The sequence below is a fragment of the Proteiniclasticum ruminis DSM 24773 genome (assembly GCF_000701905.1).
Classification (GTDB): domain Bacteria; phylum Bacillota; class Clostridia; order Clostridiales; family Clostridiaceae; genus Proteiniclasticum; species Proteiniclasticum ruminis.
This window is the reverse complement of record NZ_JNKC01000001.1, coordinates 319,271-332,498: the sequence shown is the minus strand read 5'-3', so window position 1 is coordinate 332,498 and position 13,228 is coordinate 319,271. Positions and strand designations below refer to the sequence as shown.

Genomic DNA, 13,228 nt, shown 5'->3' with positions numbered 1-13,228 from the left:
TATGGCAAATAATCAGGTTTTTCCAACGAAGGGAAATCTCATCGCACTGAAAAAATCCAGTTCTCTTGCTGAACTAGGTTATGAGCTCATGGATCGAAAACGAAATATTCTCATCAGAGAGATCATGATTCATTTAGATGAAATAAAGAGTTTGAGAGACCAGATTTCAGTTACGTTCAATAAAGCCTATATTGCATTGCAAGAAGCTAATACCACGCTTGGAATCATCTCTGATCTCGCTGAAATGGTACCCATAGATGATGGGATATCAATCACCTACCGAAGTGTCATGGGTGTGGAAATACCTATGGTTTCTCACGAGAAGCCTCAAATGAAGCTCACTTATGGTATGGAGAGGGCAAATACGAAGTTTGACTATGCGTATAGAATGTTTCAGGAAGTGAAGGAGTTATCTGTAAAACTTGCTGATATTGAGAATTCTGTGTACCGCTTAGCAAATGCAATCAGAAAATCACAGAAGCGTGCAAATGCGTTGAAAAATATTGTGATTCCTGAGTTTCAGCAGAATATCAAGTTTATTACAGAAGCCTTGGAAGAGAAGGAACGAGAAGAATTCACAAGGCAAAAAGTGATTAAAAGCAAAAAAGACCGAAAAATATAAGAAAAGCTCTCTGTTGTGGGATTCGCTTTGGCGATGAACGTGATAGAGAGCTTTTCTCATAAGTGGGGAAGTGTGTGGATCCTGGGAGGAGCATTAAAACTAGGTTAAAATTAGAAAAAAGGTATTTACAAATCTCCCGGGAGGTGGTATTTTAATAACGTACCTGTTAGCACTCACTTGTTTTGAGTGCTAATAAAAGGAGGGGAGTTAGAGTGTCAACAGAAGTGGATCGAAGAAAACTTGAAATACTGAAAGCGATTGTCACTGATTATATTATGACAGGAGAGCCTGTAGGGTCTAGAACCTTAGAGAAAAAATACAAATTAGGCATCAGTTCTGCTACCATCCGAAATGAAATGGCGGATTTGGAAGAACTGGGTTATTTGGATCAGTTGCACTCTTCTTCAGGCAGGGTTCCCTCAGCAAAGGGCTACCGTATGTATATTGATAAGCTCATGACACTTGAATCATTAAGTCCTGACGAGGTGCGATTTATCAAAGATAAAATCATCACTATGGCTGCTTTTGAAATGGACAAGATCATGAAACAGACAGCGATGATGCTCTCTGAGCTGACGAATCTGGCGGTTATCGCCAAGAAACCCAGTCTTTCAAAAGCTCATGTGAAAAATATTCAGCTGATCCAAGTAGAGAAGAATACAATTCTTGCGGTGATCATGGTAGACCATGGATCAATCACCCATAAGCTTATCAAGCTGAATCACACACCAGAACCAGAAGTGCTGACAAACATCTGCAACCTTCTGAATCTGAAGCTGAAGGATATGACCATTGAAGACATCAATCTTCATATCGTCAACAGTTTGAAAAATGATCTGGAAGGGTATGATGAACTGTTTTTATCGATTCTGTCGGCAGTTTATGACAGTTTAAATGAAGAAGCTTCTGAAGATCAGTATTTTGTGGATGGAACATCAAAAATCCTGAACTATCCTGAGTTTTCAGACATCAACAAAATGAAGGACTTTCTGGGACTTCTGGAGCAGCCTGAACTGCTCTTTCATGATATGGAAGATCTGGATGAGGAAATGATGATCACCTTAGGAGATGAGCTGGCGCTTCCTGAAGCAAAGGATTTCACAATCATCACCACAAGTTATCGAATCAATGATGAAAATGTTGGCACCATCAATCTGATTGGCCCGAGACGGCTGGATTATCAGAAGGTAGTGTCTATCATAAATAATGTGAAGAAAGAGCTGAAAAAGAAGCTCAACGAGGAGGATGTAAATGACGGAGGATAAGAATATGAATCCTGAGGATTTGAAGACAGAGGAAGCAGCCACTGAAGAGAATCCTGTGGAAACATTGGAGGAAGAAACAAATGAGGTGGAATCCAGTGAAGAGCATACTGAAGAAAAAGTTGAGAATACGGTAGATATGAAGGAACTGTTCAGAAAGAAAAAGGAAATGCTGGAAAGCATCAAGAAGCTGGAAAATGAAAACAGTGCATTGAAAGACAGGCTTGCAAGAATCAGTGCAGAATATGACAATTATAGAAAGAGAACACAGAAAGAGAAGGAAGGGATCTATGCAGACAGTATCGTAGATGTTGTGAAGGAGCTTCTTCCAGTTCTGGATAATCTGGAAATGTCTCTGAAAGTGGAGGCTCAGGATGTGGAAGCATTGAAGAAAGGTGTCTCTATGACACTGGCTCAATTTCACGATTCTCTGCAAAAGCTGAAAGTTACGGAGATTTCGACAGAAACTCCGTTTGATCCAAATCTTCATGAGGCAGTGATGCATGTAGAGGATCCAAGTTACACAGAGAAAGAAATTGTTGATGTTTTCTTAAAAGGATATCAAAGAGAAGAAAAAATAATTAGATACAGCGTCGTTAAGGTCGCAAATTAGGAGGAAATATAAAATGGCAAAAGTAATAGGAATTGACTTAGGTACAACAAACTCAGTAGTTGCAGTTATGGAAGGTGGAGATCCAGTCATCATCACCAGTTCTGAAGGTGGAAGAACAACACCATCAGTAGTATCTTTCCAGGCCAATGGGGAGAGACTTGTGGGACAGGTTGCAAAGAGACAGGCTATCACCAATCCAGATAAGACCATTGCTTCAGCAAAAAGATACATGGGAACTGACAAGAAGTTCAATATTGATGGCAAAGACTACACACCACAGGAAATCTCAGCGATGGTTCTTGGAAAGCTGAAAGCGGATGCTGAGTCCTACCTGGGCGAAAAAGTAACACAGGCTGTTATTACAGTTCCAGCGTATTTCAACGACTCCCAGAGACAGGCAACCAAAGATGCAGGTAAGATTGCTGGACTAGAGGTGCTTAGAATCATCAACGAGCCAACTGCAGCTTCCTTAGCATATGGCCTGGATAAGGTGGATGAAGCCCATAAGATTCTTGTATATGACCTGGGAGGCGGAACCTTCGACGTTTCTATCCTGGATCTTGGAGATGGTGTGTTCGAAGTTCTTTCCACCAATGGTAACACAAAGCTTGGCGGAGATGATTTTGACGAAAGAGTCATGAACTATATTGCCGATGAGTTCAAGAAGAGCAATGGCATCGATTTAAGATCTGATAAAATGGCGCTCCAGAGACTGAAGGAAGCTGCAGAGAAGGCAAAGGTAGAACTTTCCTCTTCCATGACCACTTCCATCAACCTGCCATTTATCACAGCTGATGCAACTGGGCCAAAGCATATCGATATGACTCTGACAAGAGCAAAGTTCAATGAACTGACAGCTGACCTTGTGAAGGCTACCATCGAGCCTATGAAGAAATCTCTGAATGATGCAGGGCTTACACTGAACGATATCGACAAGGTAATCTTAGTAGGTGGATCCACCAGAATTCCTGCAGTCATCGATGCAATCAAAGACTTTACCGGAAAAGAACCATCCAAGGGTGTCAATGCGGATGAAGTTGTTGCATTAGGTGCAGCAATCCAGGCTGGTGTTCTTACTGGAGAAGTGAAGGATATCCTTCTTCTTGATGTAACTCCACTGACACTTGGTCTTGAAACCTATGGCGGTGTTGCTACACCAATCATTGAAAGAAACACCACAATACCTACCAAGAAGAGCCAGATCTTCACAACAGCGGCAGATGGTCAGACTTCTGTAGAAGTTCACGTTGTGCAGGGTGAAAGACAGATGGCCGCAGACAACAAGACCCTTGGAAGATTCACACTATCAGGAATTGCACCTGCAAAGAGAGGTATTCCGCAGATTGAAGTTACCTTCGACATTGATGCCAATGGTATCGTAAAAGTTGCTGCAGTTGATAAGGCAACGAATAAAGAAGCGAATATCACTATTACAGCTTCTACAAATCTGTCCGATGAAGAAATCGATAAGGCAGTGAAGGAAGCAGAAAGATTCGCTGAAGAAGACAAGAAAAAGAAAGAAGAAGTAGAAGTCAAGAACAATGCAGATCAGGCTGTTTATCAGACTGAGCAGACTCTGGAAGAACTGAAGGAGAAAATCAGTGAAGAGGATCAGGCAAAGATCACAGAGAAGCTTGAAGTGCTGAAGAACATCAAAGACGGCAGTGACATGGATGCTATAAAGAAGGCAACTGAAGAACTGACCAATGAATTCTATGCAGTATCTTCTAAGATTTATCAGGCAGAAGCAGCTCAGAACCAGGGAACACCAGGAGCTGAAGAGGCTGGACAAGCTGGACCTCAAGGTGATAATGTTGTTGATGCAGATTTCAAGGTTGAGGATGACAAATAAAGAGGGTATAATACTCTAGTACTTGGATGAGGGGTGGGCACATGCTGCTCTTCCCTTATTCAGCTGTAATCCGTATTCTATGCCTTGGCTGAAGGCAGTGCATACTAATAGGTGGTGTAAGAATGGCGAAAAAAGACTTATATGAAGTCCTTGGACTTCAAAAAGGTGCCGATGAAAAACAGATTAAGAGTGCTTTCAGAAAACTTGCGATTAAATATCATCCAGATAAAAATCCAGGGGACAAGGAAGCGGAAGAAAATTTCAAAGAAATAAACGAGGCGTATCAGATTCTTTCTGATCCTCAGAAAAAAGCCCAATATGATCAGTTCGGCACAACAGATTTTAATGCTGGTGGAGCTGGAGCTGGATACAATGCTCAGGACTTTGGAGATTTTGGCGACATCTTCGAATCTTTCTTTGGTGGAGGATTTGGCGGCGGTCAAAGAAGAAGGACAGGCCCAAGACGTGGCGCGGATCTGGAGTACCGTTTGGATCTCAGCTTTGAAGAAGCTGTATTTGGCGTGGAAAAAGACATTCATATCACAAGGACTGAGGATTGCGATGTGTGCCATGGCAGCGGTGCTAAGCAAGGAACATCCAAAGAGACCTGTAAAACCTGCCATGGTCAGGGAACTGTCCGTGTACAGAGACAGACACTCTTCGGCAATATGATACAGGAAGCTCCATGTCAGACTTGTGGCGGTACCGGGGAAATCATCACAGAACCTTGCGAACAGTGCCGTGGAAAAGGTCAAGTTCGCCAGAGAAGAAAAATCAGTGTGAAAGTACCTGCGGGAGTAGATTCTGGGAACGTAATGCCGTTGAGAGGCCAAGGGGACAAAGGAGCAAAGGGAGGTCCTTCAGGAGATCTTCATGTTGTCATCCAAGTGAAACCACATAAATTCTTTATCCGAAAAGGAGATGACATTTATGTGGATACACACATCAACATTGCTGAAGCTGCACTTGGAAAAGAAGTGCGTGTTCCAACAATTGATGGGGATGTATCCTATGATATTCCATCTGGAACTCAGTCAGGAACTTTATTCAGACTGAAAGGCAAGGGCGTAACTATGGTAAATTCCAGAAGTGGAGCACGAGGAGATCAGTATGTGAACGTCATCGTGGATGTGCCAAAGAAACTCAATGATGCTCAAAAAGAAGCCCTTTATCAGTTCCTGGAAGCATCTGGTCAGATTGTGGACCGTGAGAACAGAGAAGATAAAAAAGATAAAAAAGACAAGAAAAAATTCGGTATATTCTAAAAAGGATTATCGGAAGAAAAAAAGTCTCAGGAAAACCTGAGGCTTTTTTTCGGGTGTTTCTTTTCATTCTCTGAGAATGTAATATAATAGATTGAAGAAGTAAGGTAACTACAAAGGAATGTCTTTAACAGAATCTGTAAGGCGCTCTGGTGATTAGAACGAGCATAATGCGATAGGAGAATAAAATGAGTACATGGAATGAAATTAAAATTGTTCTTCAGGAAGAAGATCTGGAGTTTATCCAAGGTGTTCTTTATACAATGGATGTAAAAGGGGTATCCATCGAAGACCCCAGTGATATTTTAGGCAGGGAACAAGGTCCTCTCACATGGGATTTTGCTGACATCAATATTTTTGAGTATGGAAAAGACAAGGCGGTGGTTCGCGCATATTTCAACATAGATGTGGATGTCGCTGAAATCGTGAGAGAAATTGAGGAGAAGATTCAGGAAGCCAAATCTTTTGGTGTGCAGTTCCATGAGTATGAAATATTCTCGGAAGAAGTCAATGAGGACGACTGGGCGAATGAATGGAAGAAATATTATAAACCGACGAAGATCGGAGAACGTTTTGTGGTGAAACCTCTCTGGGAGGAGTATGAGCCTAAGGGAGACGAAATCATACTGCATATGGATCCAGGTATGGCGTTTGGGACTGGAACCCATGAGACAACAAGAATGTGTCTGGAAGCCGTTGAAGATTACATGAAAAAAGATACTACAGTCTTTGACATCGGAACCGGATCGGGTATATTGGCCATTGGTGCTTCCAAACTTGGCGCTTCCAAAGTAGTAGGTGTGGATCTCGATATTGTGGCGGTAGATTCTGCAAAGGAAAATGTGGGATACAATTCCCTCGAAAATGTGGAAATTCTTCATGGAAATCTAATGGATGTGGTGGATGGAACAGCAGACATCATCGTGGCAAATATCATCGCAGAAATTATTTTGGTGCTGATACCCGATGTGAAAAAGAAGCTTCATGCGGATGGTGTGTTCATATCCTCAGGGATTATCCGGGAAAAAGAAGAGATGGTCAGAAATGGACTTAGGGAAAATAGATTCATGGTGAAAGAAGTAAGATATGAAGGAGAGTGGGTCTGCATCATTGCGGAGGTGGCTCATGCATAAGTTTTTCACTGAGGATTTGGATGATGTCTTTGCTTATATCAGAGGAGACGACCACAAGCATTTGAGCCGTGTGCTGAGACTGAAAGAGCAGGATGAAATACTGATCAATGATCTCAAAGGTCAGGATTTTCTCGGCAGAATCGAGTCTATAGAGAAGAATGAGACTAAAGTGGAACTGTGTGAAAAAGTAGCGGAGAGCAATGAAAGTCCACTCAAGGTCACCCTTTTCCAAGGGCTTCCAAAAGCAGGGAAAATGGATCTCATTGTTCAGAAATGCACGGAGCTTGGTGTTCAGAAAATCATCCCTGTAGTGACTGAACGTGTAGTGGTCAAGAACTCATCCGAGTTTAAAAAACTGGATCGTCTGAAGAGGATCTGCCTGGAAGCTGCAAAGCAGTCAAAGCGCAGTGTGCTTCCGGAAATCCTGGAGCCCATCGATTTCTCGGATCTTCTGATGGAGATGAAAAAGCTGGATGTCCTTGTGGTCCCTTATGAGAACCAGGAAGATTATGGATTTGTTACGCTTAAAAAGGAGCTGTCGAGTCTCAGTTCCATGGGGATATTTGTAGGTCCAGAAGGTGGTTTTACTGAAAAAGAGATTGAGCTATTAAAAGGCAGAGGCGCTAAGATCCTTACTTTAGGCAACCGGATTTTAAGAACTGAAACAGCAGGGTTTACAGCTGTGGCCATGGCCCAGCTTTTGTATGGAGATATGGGAGGAAAATAATTGATGAAAGTCGCATTTCAGACCCTTGGCTGCCGTGTCAATGTGTATGACTCAGAGGCCATGATTGAAATGTTCAAGAAAGACGGGTATGAGCTGGTTGATTTCAATGAATCAGCCGATGTGTATGTGATCAATACCTGTACCGTGACGAACATGGGAGATAAAAAGTCCAGACAGTACATCAGCAGAGCCAAGAGGAAGAATCCTCAAGCTACCGTCGCTGTAGTAGGCTGCTATTCACAGGTGAGCAAAGATGATGTGATGGCAATTCCAGGGGTAGATGTCATACTGGGTTCCAGGAATAAAAGTGATATTGTCTATCATGTGAACCAGGCAAGAGCAGAGAAACGTCAAATCGTAGAGGTTACCGACAAACTGATTTTAAACTCAAAGTTTGAAGATTTAGGGGTGACTGGATATGAGGGAAAGACGAGAGCTTTTTTAAAGATTCAAGATGGATGCAACCGATTCTGCACCTACTGTATTATTCCTTACGCAAGAGGAGGATTATCCAGCAAGAATCCCGAAAAAGTTCTTGATGAAATCCGAAAACTGTCTGAGGAAGGGTATACTGAGGTAATTCTTTCAGGAATTCACATTGCATCTTACGGACATGATCTTCAGGAAAAGTGGGATCTTTTGGACCTACTGGATAAAATAGAAGAGATAGATGGTATCAGAAGAGTTAGAATTGGCTCCATTGAGCCCATGTTCTTCAAAGAAGGAAGAATGGACCGTATTGTGAAGCTGACAAAGCTTTGCCCTCATTTTCATCTATCACTCCAGTCTGGATCAGACAGTACTCTAAGGAGAATGAATCGCCGTTATACGGCAAGAGATTTTGAAGAGGTTGTATCGGAGCTTAGGCAGAAGAAGCCTGATGTTTCCATTACTACGGATGTGATTGTTGGATTTCCAGGCGAATCTGAAGAGGAGTTCCAGGAGACCTTTGATTTTCTTGACCGACTGAATCTGACAAAGGTGCATACCTTTAAGTACAGCCAGAGAAAAGGAACACCAGCTTATCAGATGAAAGAGCAGGTTTCGGGTGAGCTTAAAGATATACGAAGCAAACGCATTATGAATCAGAGCAATGAGAAAGAAGCATTATTTCATGAGTCATATCTAGGGAAATCACTTGCAGTTCTTTATGAGGAAGGAAAAGATGGGGTTCATTTCGGATATTCAGCGAATTATCTGAAGGTAAAGGTAGAGAGCATTTTGGATATTCAAGGAGAATACCTGGAAACGAAGATCATAGGGTTGAAAGAGGATTACCTGATCGGAGAGATTATCTGAAATTGACTTCCCCCAGACATGGTTTATTTGATATACTGAATCAAGAAGTAAAATAAGAAAGGTGGATCAGAATGGATTGTTTATTTTGTAGAATTATTCAAGGAGAGATCCCATCTGAGAAAATTTATGAGGATGAATTTGTCTATGCATTCAGAGACATTGATCCTAAAGCGCCAACTCATGTGCTGATTGTACCCAAAAAGCATATTTCGTCGGTGAATGAGCTGGAAGCAGAAGATACCGCTTTACTTGGAAATGTATATAAAGCAGTACAAACAATAGTTGTGGCCGAAGGTATTGATAAATCAGGGTATCGCGTTGTCGTGAACACTCTATCTGATGGCGGGCAGACTGTGGCTCATCTTCATTTCCATCTGCTGGGTGGAAGAAGTCTCACTTGGCCGCCGGGCTAAAAACGTTGACTGTTTTGAAAATATGTACTATAATTACTAGTGTGTTATTTTGCCCGAAAGGCTGATATTTATATTTTTAACTAGCGGAGGGAGGGATAATGAATGTCAGAAATCAAAGTTGGAGAAAATGAATCTTTAGAGAACGCACTGAGACGCTTCAAGAAGAAGTGTGCAAGATCCGGAATTCTTGGTGAAGTAAGAAAGAGAGAACATTACGAGAAGCCAAGTGTTAAGAAGAAGCTTAAGTCCGAAGCAGCAAGAAAGAGAAAGTTCAAGTAGTTTTCTTTTTTTAGAAAAGGTGTGATCAAACTATGATCAAAGAACAGATTCAGAATGATTGGAAAGAAGCGTTGAAAAGCAAGGATAAGGGGAAAGCCAGTGTTTTAAGTATGGCGAAATCTGCAATCCTATATGCTGAAAAAGATGCTCAAACCTCACTGTCTGAAGAACAAATCATTGAGATTCTCGCTAGAGAAGTGAAAATGAGAAGAGATGCTGTAGCTGAGTTTGAAAAAGGTCAAAGAGCTGACCTGGTTGAACAAAGCAATTTCGAAATAGAAACTTTATTAAGTTATCTACCAAAGCAGTTAAAAGAAGATGAAATAATTGAATTGGTTGAGAATACAGCTAAAGAAATCGGAGCAAATAACATGAAAGACATGGGGAAACTCATGGCAGCACTCAAGCCGTTGATTACAGGTAAAGCCGATGGCAAACTTGTGAGCACTCTGGTGAAGAATTATTTAACGAAATAAAAAATGGCTCATCTTGTTTCTGTGAAATAAGATGAGTTTTTTTGTCTCTAAACAAGGTGTAAGAAATCTTGAAAAAGGATATAATAAAGGGAAAATACTTGAGGAAGGGGAACATATGAAAAGAGCATTGATATTGGAAAAGATGGAGGATGGTTCTGTACTAAATTATCAAAATATAGATCTTCTGAATCTTTCAGATGGAGAAGTGAGAATCAAGGTGTCTTATACAGGCATCAACTATAAGGATAGACTTTCTGTGGATGCTTCAAGTAAAGTGGTGAGAAAATATCCAATGGTTCCTGGAATTGATTTTTCGGGGATTGTTGTGGATAGTAAAGCACCAGACTATTCTGTTGGAGACCAAGTACTGGTCACAGGATATGGCTATGGGACAGACCATCCAGGAGGGTATCAGGAATCCGTCGCTGTAAAGCAGGAACATCTGATCAGACTCCCTGAGGAAATGACGTTGAAAGACGGAATGATTTATGGTACTGCCGGGTTCACAGCAGCTTTATCTGTGGATGCCATGGAGAAAGTCCTTGGAAATCTCGAAGGGAAAAAGATTCTTGTTACAGGCGGAAGTGGGGGTGTTTCTTCCCATGGCGTGCTGATACTTCATAAACTAGGTGCCAAGGTATCAGTTGCAACGAGATCATTGGAGCATAAAGAGTATCTGGAATCTCTAGGCGCTCATGAGGTGCTGTTATTTGATGGTTTGCTGGAAAAAAGAAGAGCTTTATCCACAGAGAAGTGGGATGGGGTACTGGATACAACAGGTGGAGAAGCCTTAGGGAATATTCTTACGGAGGTAAAATACGGTGGAATTGTCTGTACCAGTGGGAACTTATCAGGAATCAGGTTTGAGAGTACAGTCTTTCCGTTTATTTTAAGGGGAATTACTTTAAAAGGAATCGATAGCGTGATGGTGGACCATACCATAAGAAATGACATATTTAAAAAGCTTGCTACCTCTTGGCATTCTGAGAATCTTGGAAGAACAGTGAAGAATGTGATTTCTTTCAATGAGCTGCGAGAGGAGCTTTTGAATCCTTCTGAAGGTGTTGGCAGAGTTGTTGTTGACATGAACATATGAGTTCAATCAGTGGTATTTCAGAGCATAGTTTGATAAACTGAATATATAATAAAGTGAAGATGCTATGGAAGTAGAAATTTAGTTATTGAACGTAATACACTGAATATCCTGATATTTAAACATACGATAACATAAGGAGCTGCAATGAGAATAGAAAGAAAAACCTGGTGGAGATATGGAATTTTTCTAGTATCCATCATCGTAACATTTATTATCCTTCTGACGAGTATCGTGAATAAAAAGTATGATCTTAAGGTTGGAGATATTGCGCCTGTTGATTTCAGAGCAAATGTGGATTTGGTGGATGAAGTGACAACCAAAGCCTTAATTGAGGATGCGGTAGCCTCTGTTCAGAATCAGTATACCCAGGAACTGGAAGTAAGAAGAAATGCACTGAAAGAAAGCAATGATTTCTTCAATGGAATCATCAACTCCAGAAATCCTATGGTTTCTTTGGATGAGATCGCCACAGTTTTGTCGGAACGCGGAACATATGGGATAAGCCAAGAGGGATACTTTGCACTGCTTTCCATCGACAACAGTGATTTGAGGTATGCCTTAAACACAATAAATAATGGAATCAACAAAATATATGAGACACCATTAGAAGAAGATGATGAGAACAAAATCACCCGGTCGAGAACTGAAATGTCTGATATTGTGGACAGTTTCAGTTTTAATGAGGCTGCGAAAAATGCCATCAAGCAGTTTGTAGTGACCTTAGTGAAACCAAACTATTTCTATGATGAGGAAGCAACAGCAAGACTGAAGGAAGAAGCTGAAAACAGTATAACCCCTGTTCTCATCAAGAAGAACCAGACCATAGTCAAAGAAGGGGATCCAGTCAATGCCAATCAGCTGGAGATTCTCTCAGAACTAGGATATCTCAGTGAAAGTGGCTTCAATGCTCTACCCTACAGTGGTTTAGTTGTTGCAGTGCTCAGTATTCATCTGATCATTGTTTTTTATCTCATGCGTTTTTATAAAGTTATTTATGATGACACAAAAAAGATCGCGCTGATATTCCTTCTTATGAATCTTGCACTGGCCTTAGCAAGGGTGATGGTGATCATCAGTCCGTTTATTGTTCCCTACACATTCCTTCCAATGCTTTTGACCATTCTTGTGAAAAAACGTGTGGGACAAAGCTTGGCTCTTTATAGCGCTGTTTTTCTAAGCATTGTGACGGGGTTCAATGTACAGGTTCTGCTTCTTCTGATGCTGACATCTATTCTTAGTGTGATTTTTATCAATAAAGTGGAAGAAAGAAATGATATTTTAAAGTCAAGTTTTTATATATCAGTGGTTACTTTTGTGGTTTCACTTTCTTTAGGGTTCCTGCTGTCCAACTCTGTCACGGATTCCATAAGGAATTCCTTGTTTGCTGCAAGTGGTGTAATTTTATCCGGAATTCTTGTGATTGGGTTTTTGCCGCTCATTGAGAATACCTTTAATGTGGTAACAGAGATTAAGCTTCTGGAACTGGCAAATCCAAATCATCCATTGTTAAAGAGGCTTCAGATGGAGGCGCCTGGGACATATCACCACAGTATTATGGTGGGAAATCTTGCGGAAGCTGCAGCTGAAGAGCTGCATGCGAACAGTATTTTACTTCGCGTTGCAGCGTACTATCATGATATCGGCAAGCTTTCAAGACCTCAATTCTTTAAAGAAAATCAGATTGGGTCTAAGAATCCTCACGATGAAATCTCGCCAAACCTCTCCACGCTGATCATCATCAATCATGTGAAGATTGGTTTAGAAATGGCTGAAAAAGCAAAATTGCCACAGGAAATCAAAGATCTGATCGCTCAGCATCACGGTACAACTCTTGTGAAGTATTTTTATCTGACCATGAAGAATAATGCAGAAGACCCAGATTCCGTGAAGGAAGAGGACTATCGATACCCTGGTCCTAAACCCAAAACCAGAGAAGCAGGGATTATGATGCTGGCTGACAGTGTTGAGGCAGCGGTCAGAAGTATTTCAGATCCCACTCAAGGGAAAGTGGAAGCTATGGTCTATAAGATATTTAAAGACAAATTAGAGGATGGACAGCTTGATGAGTGTGACATTACCTTCAGTGATGTATCAAAGATCAGAAAGAACTTTTTGAAAACATTTGGCTCTATTTATCATGAACGAATCGAATATCCAGAGGATAAGAGAAAAAAAGCCAACAGTTAGGAGATAA

Annotated in this window: 13 protein-coding genes; all 13 read left to right on the top strand. The window is 41.2% G+C overall.

The features are described 5' to 3' along the window. Position 1 precedes the first annotated feature (1 nt). The 13 genes from T487_RS0101615 to T487_RS0101555 all read left to right on the top strand — a co-directional run bounded on the left by T487_RS0101615 (position 2) and on the right by T487_RS0101555 (position 13,221). Positions 2-622, top strand: coding sequence for a V-type ATP synthase subunit D (locus T487_RS0101615; protein WP_031573205.1), 621 nt, complete (start codon positions 2-4; stop codon positions 620-622). 212 nt (positions 623-834) lie between these two features. Further along, positions 835-1,887: a heat-inducible transcriptional repressor HrcA gene (gene hrcA, locus T487_RS0101610; protein WP_031573202.1), complete on the top strand. Its 1,053-nt coding sequence runs from the start codon at positions 835-837 to the stop codon at positions 1,885-1,887. Then, complete coding sequence (gene grpE, locus T487_RS0101605; RefSeq protein WP_031573200.1) at positions 1,874-2,497, top strand: nucleotide exchange factor GrpE; 624 nt, start codon at positions 1,874-1,876, stop codon at positions 2,495-2,497. Before hrcA ends, grpE begins: the two co-directional genes overlap by 14 nt. A 13-nt stretch (positions 2,498-2,510) precedes the next feature. Beyond that, positions 2,511-4,349, top strand: a complete 1,839-nt coding sequence (dnaK, locus tag T487_RS0101600; RefSeq protein ID WP_031573198.1) for a molecular chaperone DnaK — start codon at positions 2,511-2,513, stop codon at positions 4,347-4,349. Positions 4,350-4,471: 122 nt separating this feature from the next. Further along, positions 4,472-5,614 carry a molecular chaperone DnaJ gene (dnaJ, locus tag T487_RS0101595; RefSeq protein WP_031573195.1) on the top strand — a complete coding sequence of 381 codons (1,143 nt, stop codon included), beginning with the start codon at positions 4,472-4,474 and terminating at the stop codon, positions 5,612-5,614. 185 nt (positions 5,615-5,799) lie between these two features. After that, complete coding sequence (gene prmA / locus T487_RS0101590) at positions 5,800-6,744, top strand: 50S ribosomal protein L11 methyltransferase (protein WP_031573191.1); 945 nt, start codon at positions 5,800-5,802, stop codon at positions 6,742-6,744. Continuing rightward, the gene (locus T487_RS0101585) at positions 6,737-7,471 is read left to right on the top strand and encodes an RsmE family RNA methyltransferase (protein ID WP_031573188.1); all 735 of its coding nucleotides are present in this window, start codon (positions 6,737-6,739) and stop codon (positions 7,469-7,471) included. The genes prmA and T487_RS0101585 overlap by 8 nt, the downstream gene beginning before the upstream one ends. A gap of 3 nt (positions 7,472-7,474) precedes the next feature. Then, positions 7,475-8,770 (top strand): tRNA (N(6)-L-threonylcarbamoyladenosine(37)-C(2))-methylthiotransferase MtaB, encoded by a 1,296-nt coding sequence (gene mtaB / locus T487_RS0101580; RefSeq protein WP_031573187.1) that lies wholly within the window; start codon positions 7,475-7,477, stop codon positions 8,768-8,770. Between the two features lie 71 nt (positions 8,771-8,841). After that, positions 8,842-9,183 carry a histidine triad nucleotide-binding protein gene (locus T487_RS0101575; RefSeq protein ID WP_031573185.1) on the top strand — a complete coding sequence of 114 codons (342 nt, stop codon included), beginning with the start codon at positions 8,842-8,844 and terminating at the stop codon, positions 9,181-9,183. Positions 9,184-9,285: 102 nt separating this feature from the next. Beyond that, positions 9,286-9,462, top strand: coding sequence for a 30S ribosomal protein S21 (rpsU, locus tag T487_RS0101570; RefSeq protein ID WP_031573182.1), 177 nt, complete (start codon positions 9,286-9,288; stop codon positions 9,460-9,462). Positions 9,463-9,494: 32 nt separating this feature from the next. Beyond that, positions 9,495-9,938: a GatB/YqeY domain-containing protein gene (locus T487_RS0101565; RefSeq protein ID WP_031573181.1), complete on the top strand. Its 444-nt coding sequence runs from the start codon at positions 9,495-9,497 to the stop codon at positions 9,936-9,938. 115 nt (positions 9,939-10,053) lie between these two features. Beyond that, the gene (locus T487_RS0101560) at positions 10,054-11,034 is read left to right on the top strand and encodes an acrylyl-CoA reductase family protein (protein ID WP_031573179.1); all 981 of its coding nucleotides are present in this window, start codon (positions 10,054-10,056) and stop codon (positions 11,032-11,034) included. A gap of 144 nt (positions 11,035-11,178) precedes the next feature. Further along, positions 11,179-13,221: an HD family phosphohydrolase gene (locus T487_RS0101555; protein ID WP_051651425.1), complete on the top strand. Its 2,043-nt coding sequence runs from the start codon at positions 11,179-11,181 to the stop codon at positions 13,219-13,221. Positions 13,222-13,228: the final 7 nt, after the last annotated feature.